The sequence below is a fragment of the Roseateles sp. So40a genome, from assembly GCF_048081605.1.
Lineage (GTDB): Bacteria > Pseudomonadota > Gammaproteobacteria > Burkholderiales > Burkholderiaceae_C > Roseateles.
Map to the genome: position 1 here is coordinate 1,433,222 of NZ_CP182288.1, position 23,662 is coordinate 1,456,883.

Consider the following 23,662-nt stretch of genomic DNA (forward strand, 5'->3'; position numbering starts at 1 on the left):
CATGCTATAGTCACATTCTTTCAGCGGCTGTAGCTCAGTTGGATAGAGTACTTGGCTACGAACCAAGGGGTCGTGGGTTCGAATCCTGCCAGCCGCACCAGAAAAACTGTTGAATCCGAGGGAAACCAGAGATTCAGCAAACAAAAGAAAAAGTAACAAGAAAAACCAGGCATCGCTTCCACGACGGCGATCCTGATCAGTAAAAGTCGAGCGGCTGTAGCTCAGTTGGATAGAGTACTTGGCTACGAACCAAGGGGTCGTGGGTTCGAATCCTGCCAGCCGCACCAAATCGAAAGGCCACCGTTTCACGACGGTGGCCTTTTTCTTTTCCCCGCCCGAATCAGTATCTCGGGGCGCGCCGAAGTCCTCCGGCGCTCAATCGGTGCGAATATCGTCCGTCGCGGAGATACTCCCCTCGATATTGCTCGCAGACGTTGCCTTGCCGGGCCTTGCGGGCGTGCGGGAGAGTTTCGGCGCCGGCATGGGCCACGCGTGGCCGTCTTGCGTGAAGAAATTACGCCGGGCGAGTTGATGCGGATGGAAGGGCGCCTCCGTGGCGGACAGGACTGGAGCCGCGCACGCATCGGTGCCTTCGAATAGCTGGGCCCAGTGCGCGAGCGGGAGCTCCTTGAGCCGCGTCGCGACGGCGGCTCGCCACTCGGGCCAGCGTGTCGTGTCCTCGTCGGCGCCGATCGACGGCAGATCGAGCCGGCGCAGCAGTTCCTCCCGGAAGGGCCCCTCGATCGCGCCGAGCGACAACCAGCGGCCGTCCGCGCACTCGAAGCAGTCGTAGACATGCGAGCGATGCAGGAAGAGGTTGCGCGTGGGATCGTCCGTCCAATGGCCGCCAGCGCGCAGCGCCTGGATCAGCGTGCCCATGTAGCCGACGCCGTCAACGATCGCGGCGTCCACCACCTGGCCGCGTCCCGATCGGCGTGACTCCCACAAGGCGCACATCAGGCCGAACAGCATCGTCAGCGAGCCGCCGGCGACGTCGCCCAGCAAGGTGGCGGGCAGCGCCGGCGGCTGGCCGGGGCGGGCGGCATAGGGCAGCAGGCCGCTGAGCGCCACGTAATTGATGTCGTGACCGGCGCTTTGCGCCAGCGGGCCTGTCTGACCCCAGCCGGTCAAGCGCGCGTAAACCAGGCTCGGATGCGCGGCGAGCACGGTGTCGGGGCCCAAACCCAGGCGCTCCATCACGCCGGGTCGAAATCCCTCGATCAAGGCATCCGCCTCCGCGACGAGCTCGCGCGCCCGCGCGAGTCCGGCGGGCGACTTCAGATCGACTTGCTCGACGGACTTCCCACGGTTGAGCGCGGCGCCTCCGCCCAGGCGCTGTTCGCCGCCGGGGCGTTCCAGCACGATGACCTCCGCACCAAAGTCGGCCAGCATCAGCCCGGCGAAGGGCGTCGGGCCGATGCCGGCGAATTCCACGATCTTCAATCCGCTCAGCGGCCCACCGCAGCTGCGGTCCGTCGGTTCGACCATGCCTGGATCACCTCGCAAGTGCTGATCACTTGACGATAACCGGTCCGACGACCGGAGCGGGTTGGGGCATCCGCGAACCGGTTTCACCTGCATCCCTACTGCTTCGGCCGTGCGCAGGCGCGGTCGGTGGTGACATCGATCGGTGATCGCACCTTGATTCACCTACTTCGGAGGATTCGAAGACATGTATTTCAACAATTTCCGCCCGGGCTTCCCGTCGACCCTGCCGTCCTTTGGTGCGGTGCCGGTGGGCGGCGGCTTCCGCCCCTTTTTCGGTTTCGGAGGCGCGTGGGGCGGCATGAACAACTGGCTGGGCAATCAGTTCATGGGGTTCGGCTGCCAGGGGATGAACAACTGGTTCCGGCCGCCGCAACTTCGCCCGGGGTGGTCCTGGCAGAACCAGCATCAATGGAATCACCAGGGGCACTGGCACCACGGGCACGGGCCTGTCGTCGGACACCGCCCGCCGCATTCGCACGGTCCCTCCGGGGCTGGTGGCTGTCATGCGATGAGAGACGGCGGCTGGGACTCCTCTGCCGGCGGCTACCGAGTGGGCCCAAGTGGCGAACTGCAGGTGACGATCCAGAAGGCAGATGCCGACTTCAACAACAAGATCCAGTACCGCACGGAAAACGGAGAGTGGAAGGACTTGGGATGGTCCAAGGAAACTGGCAAGAACGAGACCATCCACGCACGGCCCGGCTCAACTGTCGAGTTCCGGATCCAGACGCCGCAGGGGAATAATTTCCAGGCCGGCACCACCGCCAACAGCGATGGACAGGATCACGGCAAGGTCAGCGCGAATGCGGATGGCGGCGTGCGGGTCGGATTCGAGGACTACGCCAACGACACGTCCTTCAACGACGCGATCATTGACATCAAGGACGTCCCGCGACGCTGGTGAGTTCGGTCTGACACGATCTTGACGACGAGCCGGTGGTTGAGCCACCGGCTCTTTTCTTTGGTGCCCCCATCCGAATGAATGCCCACCTGTTGGCGACACAATCACCGGATGAACAAGGCATTCACGAAGGAATCCGAGGGCGATGACGACGACGACGGACCGTCGCTGCCCGCGCTGCCGCAGGGAACGCGCAACTACATGACCCCGGAGGGCTACGCCCGCTTGCGCGCGGAGTTCATGCAGCTGCTGGACGTCGAGCGTCCGAAGATTGTCGAGATCGTGTCCTGGGCCGCCAAGAACGGCGACCGTTCCGAGAACGGCGACTACCTCTACGGCAAGAAGCGGCTGCGCGAGATCGACCGCCGCCTGCGCTTCCTGACCAAGCGCCTGGACATCGCCGAGGTCGTCGACCCGAGCGCGCATCACGGCAGCGACCAGGTCTTCTTCGGTGCGACCGTGACCTACGCGAACTCGAAGGGCGAAGAGCGGACGATCACGATCAAGGGCATCGACGAGTCAGACAGCCTGGCCGGAGAGGTGAGCTGGGTGTCTCCCATTGCGCGCACGCTGATCAAGGCGCGCGAGGGCGACGAACTGCAGCTGGTCACCCCGGTCGGCGTGGAGACGATCGAGATCGTCGAGGTCCGCTACCCGAAGCCGGCGGCCTGATCAGGGCTTCACGCGCCACACGCGCATGACGGCGCTGGAGCGCTTGAGCGTGCGCAGCGTGTCGGCCAGGTGCAATCGATCTCTCACCGCCAGCAGCAGCGTCATCTCGGCCGTCTCGCGCTGTTGGGAGTCGTCGCTCATGGCGATGTGGGTGATGTCGGCCTCGGCGCTGCTGACGGCCGTGGCGATCTGGGCGAGCACGCCCTTGCCGTTGCGCATCAACACACCGACCTCGGCCTCGAAGCTGCGCGAGAGCTCCTCCGCCCAGCCCACCGCGATCCAGTGTTCGCTGTCGCGCTGGAAGAGTCGTCGGCCGACCGCGCATTCGGAGGTGTGCACGACCAGCCCCTCGCCGCGGCCGAGGTATCCCTTGATGTCATCGCCCGGGATGGGGCGGCAGCAGGTCGCGAGTCTGACCGAAGCGCCTTCGCTGCCGTCGATCAGCACTTGGCCCTGGGCCGGCGCGTCGTCGGTGGAGAAACGGCCCATCGTCAACAGCACGGCGTCGGGGCGCTGGCCCTGATCGGACAGGGTGCGCGCGAGCTTCTTGGCCACGATCGTCGCGATCTTGCGTCCGAGGCCGATCTCCACGAGCAGCTCATCCACATGTCGATTACCCGCCCAGCGGGCGAGGTCCTGCCAGAGCGCCGCGGCGGTCTCGTCCTCGGGTTTGAGGCTGGGCAAGGCCAGACCCTCGGCGCGCAGCGCCTGCGCGAGCATCTTGTGCCCGAGATCGCGCGACTCCTCCTGCTCCAGGTTCTTCAGGAAGTGACGGATCTTGGACCGCGCCCGGCCCGTGCGCACGAAGCTGAGCCAAGCGGGGTTCGGTCTGGCGCCGGCCGCCGTGACGACCTCGATCACGTCGCCCGAGCGCAGCTCGGTGCGCAGCGGCACGGGCTCGCCGTTGACCTTCGCGGCCACGCAATGGTCGCCGACATCCGAGTGGATCGCGTAGGCGAAGTCCACCGGCGTGGCGCCCTTGGGCAGCGCCATGATCTTGCTCTTGGGTGTGAACACGTAGACCGCGTCGGGGAACAGGTCGATCTTGACGTGCTCGAGGAACTCGGTGGCGTCTCGGGTCTCGTCCTGGATGTCGAGCAGCGATTGCAGCCAGCGCGATCCCAGCTGCTGCGCGCCCTTGGCGTCGCCCTTGCTCTTGTAGAGCCAATGCGCGGCCACGCCCTTCTCGGCGACCATGTGCATCGCCTCGGTCCGCATCTGGAATTCGACCGGCGTGCCCAGCGGGCTCACCAGCGTCGTGTGCAGCGACTGGTAGCCGTTGGGCTTGGGGATGGCGATGTAGTCCTTGAACCGGCCCGGCTGCGGCTTGTAGATCTGGTGCAGGACGCCCAGCGACCAGTAGCACTGCGGCAGGTCCTGGACGATGACGCGGAAGCCGAAGATGTCGCTGACCTGGGCGAAGCTCAGGTGTTTCTCGCGCATCTTCTTGTAGATGCTGAAGAGCGTCTTCTCGCGCCCCTGGATCTCCACGCGCAGGCTGGCCTCGGCGAAGGCCTTCTGGACGTCGCGTTCGATGCGGGAGACCAGGTCGCGCCGATGGCCGCGGGCCTTGGTCACCGCCTTGGCCAGCGCGCCGTGGCGCCAGGGATGGATGTACTGGAAGGAGAGCTCCTGGAGCTCGCGGTAGATCTCGTTGAGGCCGAGCCGATGCGCGATCGGCGCGTAGATGTCCAGCGTCTCGCGGGCAATGCGGCGGCGCTTGTCGAAGGCCATGTGCTGCATCGTGCGCATGTTGTGCAGGCGGTCCGCCAGCTTGATCAGGATCACGCGGACATCGCGCGCCATCGCCAGCAGCATCTTGCGGAAGCTCTCGGCCTGGGATTCCTCGCGCGTGGAGAACTGGAGCTTGTCCAGCTTGGTCAATCCGTCGACCAGCTCGGCGGTCGGCGCCTCGAAGCGCTCGATCAGCTCGGTCTTCGTGACGCCGCAGTCCTCCATCGCGTCGTGCATCAGCGCGGCCATGATGGCCTGCGCGTCCAGGCGCCAGTCGGCGCACAGGCCGGCCACGGCGATCGGATGGGTGATGTAGGGCTCGCCGCTCGCGCGGAACTGGCCCAGATGGGCCTCGTCGGCGAACTTGTAGGCTTCGCGGATGCGCTTGACGTCGGCCTTGGGCAGGTAGTGCAGCCGGTCCACGAGGGCGTCGAAGGACGACGCCTCGGTCGACGGATCGGGCACGGTCCGGGGACCGGTCAGGCCGGTCAGGCCAGGAATGTGAGCAGTGGCGAAGGAGCGGAGACCCATGCGTGGCAATTTAACCGAAGGCGCCAGGGGTTTCCGACGAGTGGATTTCGCCGTGCGACGCTGATCTGCGACGCGAACCTAGGGTTTATCCCTATCAAGAAGGTGCGAAAGCGAGCCTTCCGGGCCTAAAGTCCGGAGATCGCCCGCCGATAAAACGAACATGCCCCGGAAGGGCTTTGGCCTGGAACGGTTTCCGGGCCCGGCAACCGCTGGCCGAAATGTGCGGACACCTCGCGGGAGGCTCGCCATGATTGCTGCCCTGAACAACACAACGACATTGAATGGTCCCGGTGCGACCACCGGGCAGTCGGCGCGCGTTCGCGAAGCCGGCGTCGACGATCCGTCGACCGCCTCGCAGGCCGAGGCGTCGGCCGTGGTGAGCCTGTCCGCCCAGGCGGCGAGCCTGGCCGTGGCCGGCGGCGCCAGCAGCTCCGCCGGTGCGCAGACGGCCACGGGTCCCTCCGCCGCCGTCCAGACCGCCACGGCCCAGCCCGTGACCGCCGCGCCCGCCGCGCAGGCGGCCTCGACCCAGACGATCACGACCGCTGCCGCACCGGCTGCCGCTCCCGCACCTGCTGCCGCCGCTCCGGCTCCTGCTGCCGCCGCCGCCGCTGCGCCGGCACCCGCTCCCGCCCCGGCTCCGACGCCCGCGGTGGCCGCCCAGACCACGTCCTTCCAGCCGTCCAACGCCCGTGCCGCGGCCACCGGGGAGAAGCAGGAATTCCCGCCGACCGTGAGCCTGGTGCCCAACCTCGTCTACGCCGAGGCCGATTCCGACCAGAACGGCGTGGTGTCGCCCTCCGAGCGGCGCGCGTACGACATCGTCCACCCCAAGCTGGGCGAGCGCCCGGCGGACGTGCCGCCCAAGCGGGTGGTCGACGCCGAGCTGCGCGAATACACCTCGATCGCCAACAACCGGTTCTGAGGCTGGCCGCGCTGACACCGCTCGGATCGTTCCGGGCGGGCTTCTCGCCCGAACGGGGGGATTCGCATCCGACACCCCCTTCCGAGGGCCCTCCTCAGTTGGGTAGGCAGCGTGCGAACCATCGCGCAAAGTTGACTCCATCGCGGCCACACGGCGGCCGCGCGTCCAGGAGCCAGCCATGCATTTCGCCGAAGTCGAGACCGGGGATTACCGCATCTATGCCGGCGCGATCGAGCGCCCGCGGCAGTTCGGCTACATCGCGGCCGTCGTGGTGGTGCGCATGGGGCTGACCGAGGCGCTGAACAAGCGGGAGGCCTTCCGCGACGAGAACCTGGCGGGTGGATATGGCTGGGCGACACCGGCAGAGGCGCTGCGTTTCGCCATCAACGCCGGCAAGGAAGCGGTGATGTGCCGCATCGGGATGTACGCATGAGCCCGGATCCGCTGTTTGACGAGTTCCTGGCCAGCCTGCCGAGGGTGTCGAGGGTCTCGGGCGGCCCGCGTGCCGTGGGTCAAGCCGGGGTGCAAGTCGTGGCGCAAGTTGTGGCTCAGGCCGTGGCTCAAGCGGCCCATCCCGTGCTTCGTCGCGTGAACGCCCGGGAAACCTTGGATCGAGGCAGAGGGCCCGTTATCGTGCGGGCATGTCGACCCCGGTCCTTCCCGCCATCTCGCCCGAACCGGCGCACCCGGCCTGGCACGGCTTCGTCTCGTACCTGACGCCGCAGCGCGTGTTGCTGGCGCTGGCGCTGGCGACCGTCTTCGCGCTGGCGCTGCAACCGATCTTCATCACCCCGTTCCCGGTGCTGCTGGGGCGGACGATGTTCGTCGGCATGCTGGCGCTGCTGGCCTTCTCGGCGGCCGGGCAATGGCCGCGGCGCCTGCCGCGCTGGTGGGCGCGCTGGTTCTTCCAGGTCATCGTGGTCGCCGCGGCGGTGCCGGTGGCGACGCTGGCGGTCTACATGGTGGCCGTCGGCGGGGACTTCTCGAGCTTCGTCGAATCCGAGTCCCGGATGATGGGATTCATGTGGATCGCCGGATCGGGGCTGGTGGTGGGGCCGCTGCTGGCGATGGGCGCGCTGTACCGGCAACGCGACGCGGAGGCCCGCAACCAGGCGCTCAGCTTCGAGCTCGAGCGCAGCGAGCTGGAGCGCCAGGCGCTGGATGCGCGGCTGCGGCTGCTGCAGGCGCAGGTGGAGCCGCATTTCCTGTTCAACACGCTGGCCAACGTCCGCGCGCTGGTGGAGACCGGCTCACCGCAGGCCGCGCCGGTGCTGCGCAGCCTGATCGCCTATCTGAGAGCGGCGATGCCCCGTCTGCAGGGGGAGTCGACGACGCTCGCGGATGAGGTCGCGCTGGTGCGCGCCTACCTGGAGCTGATGCACCTGCGGATGCCGGACCGGCTGGACTTCGTCGTGGACCTGCCGCCGGAACTGGGCGGTCTGCGTTTCCCGCCGATGGCGCTGCTCACGCTGGTGGAGAACGCCGTTCGCCACGGGATCGACCCGGGCGAGGAGGGCGGCCGCATCGAGGTCGGTGGCGAGCGGATCGATGGCCAGGTGCGGCTGTGGGTCAGCGACACCGGCGTGGGCATGACGCAGAGCATGGGCAGCGGGACCGGGCTCCGCAATCTGCGCGAGCGGCTGACGCTGTTCTACGGGCTCGGCGCCGGTCTGGCGCTCACCGAGAATCAGCCGCACGGCCTTCGGGCCGAAGTGCGTTTCACGCCGCAATGACATGACCCAATTTGCTGCTCCCGCTGCTTCCGCCGCTGACCCCGTGCCCGCCGGCACCGGTCCGACCGCCCTGATCGCCGACGACGAGCCCTTGCTGCGGGACAGCCTGCAGCGCAGCCTGGCGTTGCTCTGGCCCGAGCTGCGTGTGGTCGCGCAGGCGCGCAATGGGCGTGAAGCGGTCGAGCTGTTCGAGGCCCACCGGCCGGACATCGCCTTCCTGGACGTGCACATGCCGGGCCTGAACGGGATGGAGGCCGCGCGCCAGATCGCGCGCCAGGCGCATGTGGTGTTCGTCACTGCCTTCCAGGAGTACGCGCTGCAGGCCTTCGAGCGGGGCGCGATCGATTACCTGGTCAAGCCGGTCGAGGAGGATCGCCTGGCCGACACGATCGGCCGCTTGAAGGAGCGGCTGGCGGACCGCCCGCGCGGCGCCGAGCACGGAGCGGCCATCCGCCCGGATGCGGCGGCGCTGGAGGCGGTGATCGACGAACTGGCCAGACGCATGGCACGGCCTCCGGGCAGCGTGACCCCCTCGGGCGCATCGACGGCGTGGGCAGCGGGCGGACTCGCGTCGGACACGGGGCCGCTGCAATGGATCCGGGCCTCGGTGGGCGCGACGCTCAAGCTGATCCCGGTCGACGAGATCCTGTTCCTGCGCTCGGACGAGAAATACACGCTGGTCGTGACCGCGGAGGGCGAGGCCCTGATCCGCACGCCGATCCGGGAACTGATCGAGCGGCTGGATCCGCAGCGTTTCGTTCAGGTCCATCGCTCGGTGGTCGTGAACCTGCACGCGATCAGCCACGTCACCCGCGGTCCCAACGAGACGGCCGACCTGCACCTCAAGGCGCGCCCGGAAGTGCTGCCGGTCAGCCGCAGCTACCTGCACCTGTTCCGGCAGATGTGACCAGGCAGATGTGACCAGGCAGAGGACGGGACGCGCGGACGCGTCCCGCCGGGGGTGAATGCCGTTCAGCGGCGCGGCTGTGCCTGCTCGAGCGGCAACGGTGCCGCGGGCAGCGGCACTTGCTGCGCCTTGCCTTGCACGACGACCGGTTCAAGCTGCCACATCTGCACGCCGACATTGATCATCTGCACGACGGCCATCACGGCCACCGCGATGATCGCGGCCATCAATGCGGTGTGCATCGCGCTGTCGGAGAAACGATGCAGCGTGTGCTCGTCGTTGGCGGTCTGGCCGGTGCGCGCATGGGTGCGCCAACCGTGCCACGCCTGGGAGAGTCTGGTGTCCATGGCCTGCTCCTCGAAGTCCTCGGGTCCGGGTCTCTGCGAGGGCGGACGGCTTGCGAGCCACCCGCCTGCAACAACTTTAGGTGGCGCCTCGGAGGGCTTCCAGAAAGGCCGGAGGTAAAAAAGCGCGGCTCAGCCGCGCTTTTCGGTGCTCCGTCGCAAGGCCGGTCGGCATGGGTCTGAGACCCATCGCGACCCCGCTGATTTCAGCGCTTCAGCGCTTCAGCGGCTCGGTGCGCAGGTTCAGCCACGCGAGCGCCTCGCCGTCGACCAGCGGCGCCAGGCGGCGTCGGACCTCGGCGTGATACGCGTTGAGCCAGGCGAGTTCGTCCTCGCTCAGCAGCGCCACGGCGATGCAGCGGGTGTCGATCGGGCACAGCGTCAGCGTCTCGAAAGCCAGCATCTCGCCGAACTGCCCCTTTTCGGGGGTGTCCAGCGCGACATTCAGCACCAGGTTCTCGATCCGCACCCCCCATTGGCCGGGGCGATAGAGGCCGGGTTCGATGGACGTGATCATCCCGGGCTCCATGGCCATGTTGGCGTCGGGCACGGCCTTGGAGATGCTCTGCGGGCCTTCATGCACGTTCATGAAGTAGCCCACGCCGTGGCCGGTGCCGTGGCCGTAGTCCAGGCCGTGGGCCCACAGCGGCGCGCGGGCGATGGCATCGAGCATCGGGCTGAGCGTGCCGCGCGGGAACGCGGCGCGCGACAGCGCGATCGTGCCCTTGAGCACCAGCGTGTAGTCGCGCTGATGGTCCGCGGTGATGGTGCCGATGGGCCAGACGCGGGTGATGTCGGTCGTGCCGCCCAGGAACTGGGCGCCGGAGTCGATCAGCAGCAGGCCGTTGCCGTCGATGGGCGAGAACGCGTCCTCGGTCGCGCGGTAATGCGGCATCGCGCCGTTGGCGTTGAAGCCGGCGATCGTCGGGAAGGACAGGCCCACGAAGCCGGGGCGCTTGGCCCGCTCGGCGCTCAGGCGCTCGTCGATGGTCAGCTCGGACATCGCCTCGCCGCGGGCGAGGGCGGCCTCGAACCAGGCGTAGAAGTGGCACATCGCGGCGCCGTCCTGCTCCATGGCCTGGCGGATGAACTGGGCCTCGGCGGCGTTCTTGCGGCTCTTGAGCAGCGTGCTGGGGTTGATGGCCTCGACGACGGTCGCAGTGGCGGGCAGCGACTCGCGCAGGCCCAGCGTCACGCGGCGCGGATCGATCAGGACCTTCGCGTCGGCGGGCAGCGCGCCGAGCGTGGCGCGGGCGTCGGCGTAGGGGGCCAGGCGCACGCCGTCGGCGGCCAGCCGGGCGGTCAGCGCGTCGTCGAGCTTGCCGGGCTGGACGAAGAGCGTGGCGCCGGTGGTGTCGATCAGCGCGTGGGCGAGGAACACCGGGTTGTAGGTGACGTCCGAGCCGCGCAGGTTGAACAGCCACGCCACGTCGTCGACGCTGGAGATCAGGTGATGCGAGGCGCCGTGTCTGGCCATGCCATCGCGGACCTGGCGGAGCTTGTCGGCGCGGGAGACGGTGGCTTGCGGGGCGGCGTGCTCGTAGATGGGGGCGTCGGGCAGGCCGGGGCGCTCGTCCCATGCGTGGTCGATGAGGTCACGCGAGGTGTCGAGGGTGATGCCCTTGGGCGTGAGCGCGGCGCGCAGGGCTTGCGCGAGCGAGAGGCCGAGGACCTGGCCGTCGACGACGAGGGTCTGGCCGGACTTGAGCGTGTCGGCGATCCAGGTGATGTGCTGGAGCGAGGCGCCGGTGGGGATCTTGAAGAGCGAGATGCCGGAGTCGGCGAGTTCGCGCTCGGCCTGGGTCCAGTAGCGGGAGTCGGCGAAGAGCTGGGCGTCATCCAGCGTGACGACCAGCGTGCCCATGGAGCCGGTGAAGCCGGAGAGGACCTCGCGGGCTTGCCAGCGACGGGGCAGGTATTCGGAGAGATGGGGGTCGGCCGAGGGGACGAGGATGGCGTGGGCGCCGGCGTTGCGCAGCGCGTCGCGCAGCTTGGAGATGCGCAGCTTGATCTGGGAAAGGCGGGTATCCATGGTGGCCTCGGCGGGTTGGCGGGCGAAGCGGCGATTGTAGAAGTCCGCTCCCCATGACTTCCTTCCGGAAGTCATGGACCTGTGCGTTCAGAGTTCCGTCCGCAGCGCCCAGAGCTCGGGGAAGAGCACGACGTCGAGCATCTTGCGGAGGTAGCTGACGCCGCCGGTGCCGCCGGTGCCGCGTTTGAAGCCGATGACGCGTTCGACGGTGGTGACGTGTCGGAATCGCCAGAGCCTGAACGCGTCCTCGAGGTCGACGAGTTCCTCGCCCATCTGATAGAGGTCCCAATGCGCCTTGGGATTGCGGTAGACCTCGAGCCAGGCGGCCTTGACGCCGTCGTCGGCGGTGTAGGGCTCGCGCCAGTCGCGGTCGATGCGATGGGCGGGCACGCTGATGCCGCGTCGCTGCATCAGGCGCAGGACCTCGTCGTAGAGCGAGGGCGCCTCATGCGCGGCCTGCACATCGGCGAGCAGATCGGCGCGATGCGCGTGGGGCTTGAGCATGGCGGCGTTCTTGTTGCCGAGCATGAACTCGATGCGCCGGTACTGCGCGCTCTGGAAGCCGCTGCTGTTGGAGAGGTAGGGCCGGATGGCCGAGTACTCGGGCGGCGTCATGGTGCTGAGCACGTCCCATGCGTGGACGAGCTGCTCCATGATCCGCGACACGCGGGCCAGCATCTTGAAGGCTTCGGGCAGCTGATCGGCGGCGACGTGGGTCACCGCGCCGTGGAGCTCGTGCAGCATCAGCTTCATCCAGAGCTCCGAGGTCTGGTGCTGGATGATGAAGAGCATCTCGTTGTGGTCGGGCGAGAGCGGGTGCTGCGCGCTCAGCACCTGGTCGAGGTGCAGGTAGTCGCCGTAGCTCATGTCCTTGGAGAAATCGAGCTGCGCGCCTTCCTCGCGGACGATCGCCTCACCAGTGCCGGTGCCGGTGGCGGCGTCGGGCTTGTCGCCATGTCCCATCGGGCAACTCATGTGACGGCCGCCTTCTTGTTGAAGCGCGCCTCGCGCCATTCCCCGGTGGTGAGCACCTGATGCAGATGCTCGACCGCGTCCCACGCGTCGGCGAAACCGACGTACAGCGGCGTGAAGCCGAAGCGCAGGATGTGTGGAACCTCGTCGAGTCGCGACGGATCGCCGGCGCGGAAGTCGCCGATGACGCCGCGCTCGATCAGCGCCTGCACGACGGCGTAACCCGCCGCCTCATGCAGCGGCGCCTTGAGGGCGAGGCAGACCTGGCTGCCGCGCTGCGCGGCCTCGCGCGGCGACACCACGTAGACGCCGAGCTCGCCGCAGCGTTCCTCGGCCAGCCGCGCGAAGAGCTCGGTCAGCGCGATCGATTTCTCGCGCAGCGCGTTCATGCCGCCTAGCGGCTCGGCGGCGAGCAGCGTGTCGACGCCGCATTCCAGCGCGGCGGTCGACAGGATCGCCGGTGTGCCGCAGATGTAGCGCTTGATGCCGGCGGCGGGCGCGTAGTTCGACGTGAACTGGAACGGCGACGCATGGCCCAGCCAGCCCGACAGCGGCTGCCAGAAGCGGTCCGCGTGACGCGGATGCGCCCACACGAAGGCCGGCGCGCCGGGGCCGCCGTTGAGGTACTTGTAGCCGCAGCCAATCGCGAAGTCGGCGTCGGCGCCGTTCAGATCGACCGGGATCGCGCCGGCCGAGTGCGCCAGGTCCCACACGGTGAGGGCGCCAGCGGCATGCGCCGCGGCGGTGACCGCCTTCATGTCGTGCTTGCGGCCGGTGCGGTAGTTGACCTCGGTCAGCATCAGCACGGCCAGTCGATCGTTGAGCAGCGCGGGGATCTCCGCCACGTCGTCCACCAGATGCAGCGACATGCCGTGCTGCTGCGCGAGACTCTCGGCGATGTAGAGGTCGGTGGGGAAGTTGCTGCGCTCGGAGACGATGACGGTGCGGCGTCCTGCGGGATCGTCCGCGCGCACGATACGCAGCGCGGCGCTCAGCACCTTGTAGAGATTCAGCGAGGTCGAATCCGCGACGATGGTCTCGCCCGGCTTCGCGCCGATCAGGCGGCCGATCTTGTCGCCGATGCGCGTGGGCAGGTCCATCCAGCCGGCGGTGTTCCAGCTCTTGATGAGGTCGCGGCCCCATTCATCGGCCATCACCTGCTGCACGCGGGCCGCGGTGGCCTTGGGCATCGCGCCCAGCGAGTTGCCGTCGAGGTAAAGCGTGCCCGCGGGCAGCGAGAACTGGTCCTTGAGCGGCGCGAGCGGGTCGGCGGCGTCCAGGGCCAGACAGTCTTGTCGTGTGGTCATCGGGGTTCCAGGGAAGGAAGGCGGATCAGAGCGCGCGCAGCACGGCGCGCACCGGGGAAGCGCAGGCGCCGGCCAGCTTCAGCGGCAGCGCGATCAATTCGTAGTCGCCCTCGGGCACGTCGTCGAGCACGAGGTTCTCCAGCACGCGCAGGTCCAGGCGCAGCAGGCGCTGATGGCTGTCCAGCGTCTTGCTGGTGGCGGGGTCGACGCTGGGCGTGTCCAGGCCGATCAGCTTGACGCCGCGCGCGGCGAGCCACTCGACGGTCTCGGGCGCGTAGGCGCTGAACTCGGGATTCCACACGGTGTCGGCGCGCTCGTTGCAACGCACCAGCACACGGGGCGGCAGGTCGCGCGCGGCGTGCGCCAGATGCTCGATGCGGATCAGCGGACCGCAGCCGATCGCATGGATCACGCGGCAGGGCCCGAGGTAGGGATCGAGCGCCACTTCCGCCGCGCTGGCGACGCCGTCGGCGTAATGCAGCGGCGCATCGGCATGCGCGCCCACATGCGGCGACATCGTGATCGCGCTCAGGTTCACCGGGCACTCCGGCGACAGCCGCGCGGTCCACTTCAGCGCGTAGGGCTCGTCGCCAGGAAAGATCGGCGCGTCGGGCGCCACCACGGGCGAGATGTCCCAGAGCGAGCGGGCGCCACTGGTGGTGGCGGGTGGGGAAGGGGACTGACTCGTTGACTTCATCTGCTGCTCCTGCCGGGCTCTCGGCACGACGGCGCGCACCTTAGCGCGGGGTCCGGGGCCGTGGTGTCGGTTAATTCCAACAAGGCGGGCGCGTTTGTGCAAGCCGCTTCCCGCGGCTCAGGATTTCAAGCGCGATGGAAGTGCTCGATCAGCAGCTCGGTCAGCACCGCGATCTTGCGCGGCACGCGCTTGTCGGGCGGCCGGACGACATAGATGCCGATCGCGATCGGCGGGTAGTCGGTCATCACGGGAATCAGCGCGCCGGAGGCCAGTTCATGATCGGCGACGCCATCAGGCACGTAGGCCAGGCCGAGCCCCGCGACGGCGGCCGCTGCCAGCGCGACGACGTTGTCCGCCTTGAAGCGGCCCTTGGGCTGGACGGTGATGGTCTTTCTTCCGTCCACCAGCAACCATCGCTCCGTGCCTTGCATCAGGACCTGGTGGTGCGCGAGCTCATCGGGCGTCTGCGGCGCGCCGTGCGCACGCACGTAATCCGGACTGGCGACGATCTTTCCTTGGAAGGTGCCGACGCGCCTGGCGATCAGGCTCGAGGTCTGCAGGGGACCGAATCGGATCCCGCAGTCGAATCCCTCGGCGATCAGATCGACGCTCCGGTCGCTGTAGCAGGCGTGGATGTGCAGCAGCGGATGCCGTCGGGCGAGCGCCGCGAGCACGGGCGCGAATTGCGCGGGTCCGAAAGAAGCGGGCGCGGCGACGCGCAGATGACCGCGGAGGTCCCCGCCCGGTGTGATGGCGGCCCGTGCCGCCTCGTACTCCTCGACGATCCTCACCGCGTGATCGCGGAAGGCGATGCCTGCGTCGGTGAGCGCCGCGCCACGGGTCGTCCTCGCCAGGAGCCGGACGCCGAGCTCCGACTCCAGCCGGGCCAGCCGGCGGCTGACGATGGATTTCGACAGTCCCAGCCGCTGCGCGGCCGGGGACAGGCCGCCGGCATGCGCGACCTCGACAAACGTCTGAAGCTCTTCCAGGTCCATGCGACATCCATCGCCCCGCTGAAGAGCGGGGCAATGCGCGGCAGCCTACCCGCTCTTCAGGCGATGGCGCCAGCGTCGGCCACGAGCGCCGCGCCGGTGATCAGGCTCGCGGCCGGGCTGGTCAGGAAGACGACGGCGTTGGCGATCTCCCGGGGCTCGCCGAATCGGCCCAGCGACGTCATCGCGCGCTGGAAATCGGCGGCGGGACCGTCGGCCGGATTCGCGTCGGTGTCCGTGGAGCCCGGATGGACCAGGTTGACGGTGATGCCTCGCGGGCCGAGTTCTCGAGACAGGCCGCGCGTGAACGCCACCAGCGCCGCCTTGGACATCGCATAGGCGGTGACGCCGGGGAAGGGCACCCGCTCCGCCAGTCCGGACCCGATGGAAACGATCCGGCCGCCGGGCGTCAGATGGGGAATCACGGCCTTGGCGAACAGCACGGGTCCGCGGACGTTGGTGTCCATCAGGGTCTGGTAGTCCTGCAGGTCCAGCTCGGCGATCAGGCCGTTGTGACCGATGGCGGCGCTGTTGACCAGGATGTCGATGCCGCCCAGCGCCTTGACCGCCTCGTCCACGGCGCGCTCGATCGCCAGCGGGTCGGCGTTGTCGGCCCGGATCGCGAAGGCGCGGCGGCCCATGGCGTTGATGGCTCTGACCACGTCCTGGGCACGGTCCTCCGAGTGCCGATAGGTGAAGGCCACGTCGGCGCCGTTCTCCGCCAGGGCGATGGCGATGGCCGCACCGATGCCGCGCGAGCCGCCGGTCACGAGCGCCCGCTTTCCATTCAAACTGAACATCTGATTCCCTTGTTTCACGCGCTGGCGACAGCGCCGCGCGTCGGCGACAGACGCCGCCTGCAGCGAATCGTAGGGAGCCGTCGCCGCGGGTTGTAGCCTCGCGGCGCGCACATCAGAAGCGCGGAAAGTGGAACGCCGGCGGCCAACAGAATCCGGCGCCATGAACAGCAGATTGCGACAGCCGACAGCATCTTCAGACAGTGCGGGTGGGCAGGCCGATGCCGACACTCGCGACATGGCCGTCATGTCGCTTCTCCCGCCGTCCGGTGACATCGTCGTCGCCCATCGTCATCCGTTGTTGAGCGCCGGCCTGGCGGCTGCCCTCGGGTCCTCCCTGCGCGGCATGGATGCGAGCAAGGAAGCCGTCGGCCCCCGCGGTGCCAGGGCCTCCGCGCGACTGGTGATCGCCGATCACGACGAGGCGATCCGGGTCCTGTCGGCCCCGCGCCGTTTGCTGGATGGGCGAGACCTCAGCGATGCGCGGTGGCTGGTCGTCAGCGTCTCGATGAACGGTGTCCAGGTGCGGCAGGCCATGGCTGCGGGCATCCTGGGCTATGTCGACGCCAGCTGTCAGATCGACGAACTCCTGACCGCTGCCCGCGCGGTCCTCTCCGGACGCCGCTATCTGTGCCGCACGGCGGCGGTGCTGCTGGCCGAGCGCTGGCTCGGTGAATCGCTGACACCGCGTGAACTCGATGTGCTGCAAGGGCTCTGCGCGGGCCTGGACAACAAATCGATCGGCGCCAGGCTCGGCGTCGCGCCGGGAACGATCAAGACGCATGTGAAGACGGTGCTGGCCAAGCTGCGGGTGAGCAACCGCACGCAAGCCGCTACCGAGGCCCTGCGCCAAGGCCTGTTCAGCGAGCACGCCGTCCCCACGGCCATCGAGCCGACCGTCCCCGTGGCACCGCCGCCGCGCACGATCAGACAGCCCGGCGCAGGTTCAGACAGTGCCTCGGCGCGGCCCTTCTCTGACACTCGTCGACGACCCCTGCATCCCCAGCATCCCGCCCATCGCCGATGCCCCGCCTGGCGGGCCCGAACGTCAAGGAGACCCATGATCCCTGCACCGCAACCGGCCGCTCCGTCGGCCGCCGACGCCACGACCTATCCCGTCGGCCTGGTCTTCGACGTCACCTTCGATCAATTCGCCGTCCGGCTCACGGTGCTCTCGACCACACGCCTGCGCTTCGACATCGCCGACGGACCGTATGCCAAGTCCGAGGAGGTCGACCTCGTCGCCACCCTGTTGCGGCCCGGCGTCTTCCTCGTCAGCTGGATCGAGCACAGCGGCGCGACCGTTGTCCACGTCGAGGACTTCGCCGCCGGACAGCTGCACTCCCACGCCACGCTGCCTGACGGCCGCTTCCTGCGCATGCAGGGTCCCATCACCCTCGTTCCCGTTGCGACGGCCGCATGACGATGAGCGCCACGAGCGCCATGACCAGGATGACCACGATGACCACAACGACCACGACGATCACGACGACCTCCACCACCGAGCGCAACAAGGCGCTCGTGCTCGACGCGATGACGGCGCTCTTCCAGCGCCGGGACGCCTCGGCGGTCGAGCGCCTGTATGCGCCCGGCTACATCCAGCACAACCCCACGATCCCGCAGGGCCGTGATGCGCTCGCCGCGCTCATTCCGCAGTTGCCGGCGGATCTCTTCTACGAGCCCGGTCTGATGGTCGCGGAAGGCGATTACGTGGTCATCCACGGCCGCATCCGCGGCTGGGCGCCCAAGTCGCAGGTCGTCATCGACATCTTCCGCATCGAGGACGGCCGGCTCGCCGAGCACTGGGACGTCCTGCAGGACGAGGTCAGCGGCGGCGCGGCGTCCTCGGGCATCGCCATGTTCTCTCCCGACGAGCGCGCGACGCAGCTCGCCGGCAGCGGCTCGCGCTGAACGACGCCCGCGGGGCCGTCGCCTCGCTGCCCCGCTGCCCCGCTGCCTCGCGGCCTCTCTTTCCCCCCACGCGCCCCTGCGCTCAATCCCAAGGAGATCCCTCATGTCCACCAAGACCGGTCTGCAAGCGCTGCTGCGCCCCGAGGACAGCTATGTGGTCCTCATCGACCACCAGCCCTACCAGTTCGCCAACCTGCACAGCCATGAGCCGACGATGATCGCCAACAACGTCATCGGACTGGCCAAGGCCGCGAAGGTCTTCAATGTCCCGACCTTGCTGACCACCGTGATCGAGGAACGCGGCGGCTACCTGATCAAGGGCCTGCAGGATGTCTTCCCCGATCAGAAGCCGATCAACCGCACCTTCATCAACACCTGGCAGGACCCGGCCGTCACCGATGTCGTGAAGAAGAGCGGCCGCAAGCAGCTGATCCTGGCGGCGCTGTGGACCGAGGTCTGCCTGGCCATGCCGGCCCTTCAGGCGCTGGGTGAGGGCTACGACGTGTTCGTCGTGACCGACGCCTCGGGCGGTGTGTCCGTCGAGGCCCATGACATGGCGGTGCGCCGCCTGGTGCAGGCGGGCGCGGTGCCCATCACCTGGATGGCCGTGGCCGCCGAATGGCAGCGTGACTGGGCACGCGAGGAGACCGCCGTGCCGCTCAGCGGCGTGATCGGCGAGCACGGCGGCGGGAGCGCCATCGCCTACGCCTGGGAGATGCAATTGCTGGAGTCCGCCGCCAAGGCGGCCAAGGCCTCTGCACGCTGATCCCGTAGATCCCGTAGATCCCGGCGACCCGCCCGACGGCGGGCCGCGGCGCGATGTCGCGGCCCGGCCGTCTTGCGGGATCGCGCACCGGTGCGGAAGAATGCGCTGTCGTCTCCCTTCCGCCTCCGCCGCTGTTTGATGCCTGATCTGCCCACGCCCCCCGAGCTGCCGGAAAACGTACTGGACCTGAGCCTCAAGACGCGCGCCTGGAACGGCGTGCGTGTCGACGTGGTGGAGTACGCCTGCGCCGGCCGCGTGGTGCATCTGGTGGGCAGCGAGGAGGATGCGCGCCTGGGCGTGATCCTCGATGAGATCGGCCGCGGCCGTTGCGAGCCGCGCCTCGTGGCGAGCAAGCCGTGTGCGTTGCCCTACCGGCCGCGGCAGATGCATTTCGCGCCGGCGGGATTGCCCGTCTGGGGCTACACGGAGGACTCGCGTTTCGTGCGCGCGGTCAATCTCAACTTCGATGCCGCCGACCTGCAGGCGCGTCTGCGCATCGAGCCCAAGGGCGGCGCGGCGGACACGCCGCGCATGCGCTTCAACGATGACCGGATCTGGTCGCTGGTCAAGCTGCTGGCCGAGGCGGTGGACGACCCGGACCCGTCCTCCCAGCTGTATGGCGACTCGCTGATGGCGGCGATCGCCGCGCGGCTCTTCGCGGCGCCCGCGACGGCGTCCCGGGCCGGTGCGCGGCTCTCGGCCCAACAGTTGCGGGACGCGATCGCATTCATGGATGCGCAGCTGCCCACGCGCGTGGACCTGTCCACGCTGGCCGCGCTGGCGGGACTGTCCCAGTCCCATTACAGCCGCGCGTTCAAGGCGTCCACGGGCGTCGCGCCGTATCAATGGCAGCTGCAGGCGCGCATCGAGCGTGCCAAGCACCTGCTGTTCCACACCCGTGCCTCGCTCGAGGACGTGGCCGAGGCGACCGGTTTCGCGGACGCCGTCCACTTCGGCCGCACCTTCCGCCGGGTCGCGGGCATCACGCCCGCGGCGTGGCGCGCCGACCGCCTGAGCTGACCCGCGATCCCTGCGGGTTATCCATATCGTTGACACCTCAACTATCCAGGCCTAAAGTGATCGCGTCATGCAGTCACCGCCCGCCTTCGGCGCGGGCCTCACCCCATGCGTATCACCTGCATCGGCGGCGGTCCCGCCGGCCTGTACTTCGCGCTGCTGATGAAGCGCCAGGACCCCGCCCATGAGGTCAAGGTGCTGGAGCGCAACCGCGCGGGCGACACCTTCGGCTGGGGCGTGGTGTTCTCCGACCAGACGCTGGCCGCGTTGCGCGAGGCCGATCCCGAGACCGCCGAGCAGATCCTGCAGGCCTTCAACCACTGGGATGACATCGCCGTGCACATCGGCGGCCGCACGATGGTCTCGGGCGGTCACGGCTTCTGCGGCATCGGCCGGCGCCGGCTGCTGGACATCCTGCGCGCGCGCTGCGAAGCGCTGGGCGTGGACATCCGCTACGAGACCGATGTCACCGACGACGCCGGCATCGACGCTGATCTGATCATCGCGGCCGACGGCCTCAACAGCCGGCTGCGCCAGAAGTACGCCCAGACCTATCAGCCCGACGTCGACCTGCGCCAGTGCCGCTTCGTGTGGCTGGGCACGACCAAGCTCTTCGACGCCTTCACCTTCGATTTCCAGAAGACCGAGTGGGGCTGGTTCCAGGCGCATGCCTACCGCTTCGACGACACGCATTCGACCTTCATCGTCGAGGCACCCGAGCCCGTCTGGCGCGCCGCGGGCCTGGAGGACATGAGCAAGGAGGATGGCATCGCCTTCTGCGAGCGCCTCTTCGCGAAAGTGCTCGACGGCCATCCGCTGATCTCCAATGCCTCGCACCTGCGCGGCTCCGCGCAGTGGATCCGCTTCCCGCGCGTGGTCTGCCAGCGCTGGGTGCATCACAACGGCCGCGCGCCGGTCGTGCTGATGGGCGACGCGGCGCACACCGCGCATTTCTCGATCGGCTCGGGGACCAAGCTCGCGCTGGAAGACGCCATCGCGCTGGCCGCCGACATCGCCCGTCACGGCGGCGAGGTCGACAGCCTGCCCGCCGCGTTGCGCGAGTACGAGGCGACGCGCTCGATCGAGGTGCTGCGCATCCAGAACGCGGCGCGCAACTCCACCGAGTGGTTCGAGAACGTCGAGCGCCACGCGCGTCTCGCGCCGGAGCAATTCGCCTACTCGCTGCTGACGCGCTCGCAGCGGATCTCGCACGAGAACCTGCGGCTGCGCGACGCGCGCTACGTCGGCGAGTACGAGGCCTGGCTCTCGCGGCGCGCGGGCCTGGACCGCGCCGCGCCGCCGATGTTCACGCCGTTCACGCTGCGCGGCACGACGCTGAAGAACCGCGTCGTGGTCTCGCCGATGGCGCAGTACTCGTGCGTCGACGGGCAACCCGCCGATTACCACCTGACCCACCTCGGCGCGCGCGCGATGGGCGGCGCTGGCCTGGTCTTCGCGGAGATGACCTGCGTCTCGCCCGACGCGCGCATCACGCCTGGATGTCCGGGCCTGTGGAACGACGCGCAACGCGATGGCTGGCGGCGCATCGTCGATCACGTGCATGCGCGCTCCACCGCGAAGATCGCGATGCAGCTGGGCCATGCCGGCGCGAAGGGCTCCACGCGCGTGGCCTGGGAAGGCATCGATCAGCCGCTGGACGAGGGCAACTGGCCCTTGATCTCGGCGTCGCCCCAGCAGTACCTGGAGGGCGTCAGCCAGTGGTCGCGCGAGATGACCCGCGCCGACATGGACCGCGTGACGGCCGACTTCGTTGACGCCACGCGCCGCGCCGCCGAGGCCGGATTCGATTGGCTGGAGCTGCACTGCGCGCACGGTTATCTGCTGTCGAGCTTCCTGTCGCCGCTGACGAATCAGCGCAGCGATGCCTACGGCGGATCGCTGGAGAACCGGTTGCGTTATCCGATCGAGGTCTTCATCGCCATGCGCGCCGTGTGGCCGCAGGATCGCCCGATGTCGGTGCGGATCTCCGCCAGCGACTGGGTCAGCGGCGGCACGACGGCCGAGGACGCCGTCGCGATCGCCGAGGCCTTCAAGGCCGCGGGCGCCGACCTGATCGACGTGTCCTCGGGGCAGGTCAGCAAGCGCGAGAAACCCGTCTACGGCCGCATGTGGCAGACGCCGTTCAGCGAGAGCGTGCGCAACCGCGCGGGCATCGCGACGATCGCGGTGGGCGCGATCTCCGAGGCGGATCACGTGAACAGCATCATCGCGGCCGGCCGCGCGGACCTGTGCGCGATCGCGCGGCCGCACCTGGCCAATCCGGCCTGGACGCTGACCGAGGCGGCGCGCATCGGTTATCTGTCCGGACCGGGTCTGGACTGGCCGGTGCAGTACCTCTCGGGCAAGAGCCAGATGGAGCGCGACTTCGAGCGCCAACGCGCGATGGGCGGCGGTGCCGCCGCGCAGGAACAGGCCAACAAGGCGCTCGGCGTCTGAGACGGGAGGCATGGCCATGAGCAACAGGTATCCGCTCGAAGGGCTGCATGCGGTGGTGACCGGCGGCGGATCGGGCATCGGCGCGGCGGTCGCGCAGGCGCTGATCGCGGACGGCGCCCGCGTGACGTTGATGGGCCGGCGGCTCGATCGGCTGCAGGCGCAGCGCGATCGCATGGACGTCGACGGCGGACCGGCCGTGGCGCTGCAGGTCTGCGATGTGGGCGACGAGGCCAGCGTGCGCGCGGCCTTCGCCGCCGCCGCGGACGATTCCGGCCCGATCGACCTGCTCATCAACAACGCCGGTCAGGTGGAGACCGCGCCCTTCGCGAAGACTTCGCTCGAGACCTGGCAGCGGCTGATCAACGTCAACCTCACCGGCAGCTTCCTGTGCAGCCGCGAGGTCCTGCCCGGCATGACCGAGCGCCGCTTCGGCCGGATCGTCAACGTGGCGAGTACCGCGGCGCTCAAGGGATACGCCTACGTCGCCGCCTACTGTGCGGCCAAGCACGGCGTGCTGGGCATGACGCGGGCGCTGGCGCTGGAGACCGCGCGCAAGGGCGTGACGGTCAACGCGGTGTGCCCCGGCTATACGGAGACCGACATCGTCGCCGGCGCGATCGACACCATCGTCGCCAAGACCGGGCGCTCGGCCGAGGCCGCGCGCGCCGAGCTCGCGGCGGTCAATCCTCAGGGGCGGCTGATCGATCCGGTGGAAGTCGCCGCCGCCGTCGTCTGGCTCGCCCGGCGCGACAGCGGCGCCATCACGGGACAGGCGATCGCCGTCGCCGGCGGGGAGGTGATGTGATGCGCGAGACCGGTGCCGGCATGAATGGTCAGGACCACGGCCACGACCACGAGTGCGACCACGAGCGCGACGGCGGGCTCGGCCAGGACTTCGGTCCCGACCTGGAGTCGCGCATGCACGACGGCGACCACCAGGCGCTGCGCCTGTGGTTGCGACTGCTGGCCTGCACCACGCGCATCGAGGACCAGATCCGCCAGCGTTTGCGCAACGAATTCGGCACGACGCTGCCGCGCTTCGACCTGCTCGCGCAGCTCGAGCGCAGCCCCGACGGGCTGACGATGCGTGAGCTGTCGCAGCGGCTGATGGTCACCGGCGGCAACGTCACGGGCATCACCGACCAGCTCGAGGCCGAGGGCCACGTGGTGCGCGAGCCGCATCCGTCGGACCGGCGCAGCGTCACCGTGCGGCTCACGCCGGCGGGGCGCCGACAGTTCAAGCGCATGGCCGCGACGCACGAGGGCTGGATCGTCGAGCTGCTCGCCGGCTGGCCGCCCGAACAGAAGGCGCAGGTGTACACGCTGCTCGCGGGCCTCAAGGGCCACCTCGCGCAGCTCGACGCCGCACGCAAATGAACCACCCGAGCCCACACCACGCTTTGACTCCCTCGCCCGCGAAGCGGGAGAGGGCGGGGGTGAGGGCTCGTCTGAGGAACACAGTTTGAGGAGCACATCTTG

Annotated in this window: 22 protein-coding genes and 2 tRNA genes; 15 read left to right on the forward strand and 9 right to left on the reverse strand. The window is 68.8% G+C overall.

All coding sequences use genetic code 11. The annotated features are described in order from the left end of the window. Positions 1–23: 23 nt before the first annotated feature. A tRNA-Arg gene (locus tag ACNI65_RS06680) sits at positions 24–100 on the forward strand. A gap of 110 nt (positions 101–210) precedes the next feature. Further along, positions 211–287 (forward strand) — tRNA-Arg (locus tag ACNI65_RS06685). An 88-nt stretch (positions 288–375) separates the two neighbouring features. On the opposite strand, the gene ACNI65_RS06690 is transcribed toward ACNI65_RS06685, so the two are convergent. Further along, positions 376–1,581, reverse strand: coding sequence for a CaiB/BaiF CoA transferase family protein (locus ACNI65_RS06690; protein ID WP_416761945.1), 1,206 nt, complete (start codon positions 1,579–1,581; stop codon positions 376–378). 91 nt (positions 1,582–1,672) lie between these two features. Here ACNI65_RS06690 and ACNI65_RS06695 point away from each other — a divergent pair, with 91 nt between their 5' ends. Both ACNI65_RS06695 and greB read left to right on the forward strand, forming a co-directional pair. Further along, entirely contained in the window at positions 1,673–2,392 is a 720-nt protein-coding gene (locus ACNI65_RS06695; RefSeq protein ID WP_416761946.1) for a hypothetical protein, read from the forward strand. A gap of 108 nt (positions 2,393–2,500) precedes the next feature. Then, positions 2,501–3,061 carry a transcription elongation factor GreB gene (greB, locus tag ACNI65_RS06700; protein WP_416761948.1) on the forward strand — a complete coding sequence of 187 codons (561 nt, stop codon included), beginning with the start codon at positions 2,501–2,503 and terminating at the stop codon, positions 3,059–3,061. Here the strand turns inward: greB and ACNI65_RS06705 are convergent, their stop codons facing one another. Then, a complete protein-coding gene (locus ACNI65_RS06705) occupies positions 3,062–5,326 on the reverse strand; it encodes a RelA/SpoT family protein (protein ID WP_416761949.1) in 2,265 nt (754 codons plus the stop codon). A 247-nt stretch (positions 5,327–5,573) separates the two neighbouring features. On the opposite strand from ACNI65_RS06705, the gene ACNI65_RS06710 reads away from it, so the two are divergent. The 4 genes from ACNI65_RS06710 (at position 5,574) to ACNI65_RS06725 (ending at position 8,891) form a co-directional block, all read left to right on the forward strand. Beyond that, a complete protein-coding gene (locus ACNI65_RS06710) occupies positions 5,574–6,251 on the forward strand; it encodes a hypothetical protein (RefSeq protein WP_416761951.1) in 678 nt (225 codons plus the stop codon). A 178-nt stretch (positions 6,252–6,429) separates the two neighbouring features. Next, positions 6,430–6,684: a hypothetical protein gene (locus tag ACNI65_RS06715; protein WP_416761952.1), complete on the forward strand. Its 255-nt coding sequence runs from the start codon at positions 6,430–6,432 to the stop codon at positions 6,682–6,684. 208 nt (positions 6,685–6,892) lie between these two features. Further along, complete coding sequence (locus ACNI65_RS06720; RefSeq protein ID WP_416761953.1) at positions 6,893–7,984, forward strand: sensor histidine kinase; 1,092 nt, start codon at positions 6,893–6,895, stop codon at positions 7,982–7,984. 1 nt (position 7,985) lies between these two features. Continuing rightward, a complete protein-coding gene (locus ACNI65_RS06725) occupies positions 7,986–8,891 on the forward strand; it encodes a LytR/AlgR family response regulator transcription factor (protein ID WP_416761954.1) in 906 nt (301 codons plus the stop codon). A 65-nt stretch (positions 8,892–8,956) separates the two neighbouring features. Here ACNI65_RS06725 and ACNI65_RS06730 read toward each other — a convergent pair whose 3' ends face one another. The 7 genes from ACNI65_RS06730 to ACNI65_RS06760 all read right to left on the reverse strand — a co-directional run bounded on the left by ACNI65_RS06730 (position 8,957) and on the right by ACNI65_RS06760 (position 16,035). Then, a complete protein-coding gene (locus tag ACNI65_RS06730) occupies positions 8,957–9,238 on the reverse strand; it encodes a hypothetical protein (RefSeq protein ID WP_416761956.1) in 282 nt (93 codons plus the stop codon). A 211-nt stretch (positions 9,239–9,449) separates the two neighbouring features. Then, a complete protein-coding gene (locus ACNI65_RS06735; RefSeq protein ID WP_416761958.1) occupies positions 9,450–11,267 on the reverse strand; it encodes an aminopeptidase P family protein in 1,818 nt (605 codons plus the stop codon). Positions 11,268–11,354: 87 nt separating this feature from the next. Next, the gene (gene kynA, locus ACNI65_RS06740; protein WP_416761959.1) at positions 11,355–12,242 is read right to left on the reverse strand and encodes a tryptophan 2,3-dioxygenase; all 888 of its coding nucleotides are present in this window, start codon (positions 12,240–12,242) and stop codon (positions 11,355–11,357) included. After that, positions 12,239–13,546 carry a kynureninase gene (gene kynU, locus ACNI65_RS06745; protein WP_416761960.1) on the reverse strand — a complete coding sequence of 436 codons (1,308 nt, stop codon included), beginning with the start codon at positions 13,544–13,546 and terminating at the stop codon, positions 12,239–12,241. The genes kynA and kynU overlap by 4 nt, the downstream gene beginning before the upstream one ends. Positions 13,547–13,571: 25 nt before the next feature. Beyond that, positions 13,572–14,243 (reverse strand): arylformamidase, encoded by a 672-nt coding sequence (gene kynB, locus ACNI65_RS06750; protein WP_416761962.1) that lies wholly within the window; start codon positions 14,241–14,243, stop codon positions 13,572–13,574. A gap of 125 nt (positions 14,244–14,368) precedes the next feature. After that, positions 14,369–15,238 carry a LysR family transcriptional regulator gene (locus ACNI65_RS06755; RefSeq protein WP_416761963.1) on the reverse strand — a complete coding sequence of 290 codons (870 nt, stop codon included), beginning with the start codon at positions 15,236–15,238 and terminating at the stop codon, positions 14,369–14,371. Positions 15,239–15,294: 56 nt separating this feature from the next. Then, positions 15,295–16,035: an SDR family NAD(P)-dependent oxidoreductase gene (locus tag ACNI65_RS06760; protein ID WP_416761965.1), complete on the reverse strand. Its 741-nt coding sequence runs from the start codon at positions 16,033–16,035 to the stop codon at positions 15,295–15,297. 160 nt (positions 16,036–16,195) lie between these two features. Between ACNI65_RS06760 and ACNI65_RS06765 the strand changes: the two genes are divergently transcribed. The 7 genes from ACNI65_RS06765 (at position 16,196) to ACNI65_RS06795 (ending at position 23,560) form a co-directional block, all read left to right on the forward strand. Beyond that, entirely contained in the window at positions 16,196–17,455 is a 1,260-nt protein-coding gene (locus ACNI65_RS06765) for a DNA-binding response regulator (protein ID WP_416761966.1), read from the forward strand. A gap of 38 nt (positions 17,456–17,493) precedes the next feature. Then, positions 17,494–17,943: a nuclear transport factor 2 family protein gene (locus ACNI65_RS06770; RefSeq protein WP_416761967.1), complete on the forward strand. Its 450-nt coding sequence runs from the start codon at positions 17,494–17,496 to the stop codon at positions 17,941–17,943. A gap of 103 nt (positions 17,944–18,046) precedes the next feature. Next, positions 18,047–18,709, forward strand: a complete 663-nt coding sequence (locus ACNI65_RS06775; RefSeq protein ID WP_416761969.1) for a hydrolase — start codon at positions 18,047–18,049, stop codon at positions 18,707–18,709. Between the two features lie 138 nt (positions 18,710–18,847). After that, the gene (locus ACNI65_RS06780) at positions 18,848–19,729 is read left to right on the forward strand and encodes a helix-turn-helix domain-containing protein (RefSeq protein WP_416761970.1); all 882 of its coding nucleotides are present in this window, start codon (positions 18,848–18,850) and stop codon (positions 19,727–19,729) included. Between the two features lie 105 nt (positions 19,730–19,834). After that, complete coding sequence (locus tag ACNI65_RS06785) at positions 19,835–22,183, forward strand: bifunctional salicylyl-CoA 5-hydroxylase/oxidoreductase (RefSeq protein WP_416761972.1); 2,349 nt, start codon at positions 19,835–19,837, stop codon at positions 22,181–22,183. A 10-nt stretch (positions 22,184–22,193) separates the two neighbouring features. After that, positions 22,194–22,988 carry an SDR family NAD(P)-dependent oxidoreductase gene (locus tag ACNI65_RS06790; RefSeq protein WP_416761974.1) on the forward strand — a complete coding sequence of 265 codons (795 nt, stop codon included), beginning with the start codon at positions 22,194–22,196 and terminating at the stop codon, positions 22,986–22,988. A gap of 113 nt (positions 22,989–23,101) precedes the next feature. Continuing rightward, positions 23,102–23,560 (forward strand): MarR family winged helix-turn-helix transcriptional regulator, encoded by a 459-nt coding sequence (locus ACNI65_RS06795; protein ID WP_416763581.1) that lies wholly within the window; start codon positions 23,102–23,104, stop codon positions 23,558–23,560. The last annotated feature ends 102 nt before the right edge of the window (positions 23,561–23,662 follow it).

Bases quoted from the DNA above. Each gene is read 5' to 3' on its own strand.
- ACNI65_RS06775 (WP_416761969.1), top strand. From the start codon at position 18,047: ATGTCCACCAAGACCGGTCTGCAAGCGCTGCTGCGCCCCGAGGACAGC.
- ACNI65_RS06690 (WP_416761945.1), bottom strand. From the start codon at position 1,581: ATGCAGGTGAAACCGGTTCGCGGATGCCCCAACCCGCTCCGGTCGTCG.
- ACNI65_RS06710 (WP_416761951.1), top strand. From the start codon at position 5,574: ATGATTGCTGCCCTGAACAACACAACGACATTGAATGGTCCCGGTGCG.
- ACNI65_RS06790 (WP_416761974.1), top strand. From the start codon at position 22,194: ATGGCCATGAGCAACAGGTATCCGCTCGAAGGGCTGCATGCGGTGGTG.
- ACNI65_RS06720 (WP_416761953.1), top strand. From the start codon at position 6,893: ATGTCGACCCCGGTCCTTCCCGCCATCTCGCCCGAACCGGCGCACCCG.
- kynA (WP_416761959.1), bottom strand. From the start codon at position 12,242: ATGAGTTGCCCGATGGGACATGGCGACAAGCCCGACGCCGCCACCGGC.
- greB (WP_416761948.1), top strand. From the start codon at position 2,501: ATGAACAAGGCATTCACGAAGGAATCCGAGGGCGATGACGACGACGAC.
- ACNI65_RS06755 (WP_416761963.1), bottom strand. From the start codon at position 15,238: ATGGACCTGGAAGAGCTTCAGACGTTTGTCGAGGTCGCGCATGCCGGC.
- kynB (WP_416761962.1), bottom strand. From the start codon at position 14,243: ATGAAGTCAACGAGTCAGTCCCCTTCCCCACCCGCCACCACCAGTGGC.
- ACNI65_RS06730 (WP_416761956.1), bottom strand. From the start codon at position 9,238: ATGGACACCAGACTCTCCCAGGCGTGGCACGGTTGGCGCACCCATGCG.
- ACNI65_RS06770 (WP_416761967.1), top strand. From the start codon at position 17,494: ATGACCACAACGACCACGACGATCACGACGACCTCCACCACCGAGCGC.
- ACNI65_RS06695 (WP_416761946.1), top strand. From the start codon at position 1,673: ATGTATTTCAACAATTTCCGCCCGGGCTTCCCGTCGACCCTGCCGTCC.
- ACNI65_RS06785 (WP_416761972.1), top strand. From the start codon at position 19,835: ATGCGTATCACCTGCATCGGCGGCGGTCCCGCCGGCCTGTACTTCGCG.
- ACNI65_RS06795 (WP_416763581.1), top strand. From the start codon at position 23,102: ATGCACGACGGCGACCACCAGGCGCTGCGCCTGTGGTTGCGACTGCTG.
- kynU (WP_416761960.1), bottom strand. From the start codon at position 13,546: ATGACCACACGACAAGACTGTCTGGCCCTGGACGCCGCCGACCCGCTC.
- ACNI65_RS06735 (WP_416761958.1), bottom strand. From the start codon at position 11,267: ATGGATACCCGCCTTTCCCAGATCAAGCTGCGCATCTCCAAGCTGCGC.
- ACNI65_RS06725 (WP_416761954.1), top strand. From the start codon at position 7,986: ATGACCCAATTTGCTGCTCCCGCTGCTTCCGCCGCTGACCCCGTGCCC.
- ACNI65_RS06715 (WP_416761952.1), top strand. From the start codon at position 6,430: ATGCATTTCGCCGAAGTCGAGACCGGGGATTACCGCATCTATGCCGGC.
- ACNI65_RS06705 (WP_416761949.1), bottom strand. From the start codon at position 5,326: ATGGGTCTCCGCTCCTTCGCCACTGCTCACATTCCTGGCCTGACCGGC.
- ACNI65_RS06760 (WP_416761965.1), bottom strand. From the start codon at position 16,035: ATGTTCAGTTTGAATGGAAAGCGGGCGCTCGTGACCGGCGGCTCGCGC.
- ACNI65_RS06765 (WP_416761966.1), top strand. From the start codon at position 16,196: ATGAACAGCAGATTGCGACAGCCGACAGCATCTTCAGACAGTGCGGGT.
- ACNI65_RS06780 (WP_416761970.1), top strand. From the start codon at position 18,848: ATGCCTGATCTGCCCACGCCCCCCGAGCTGCCGGAAAACGTACTGGAC.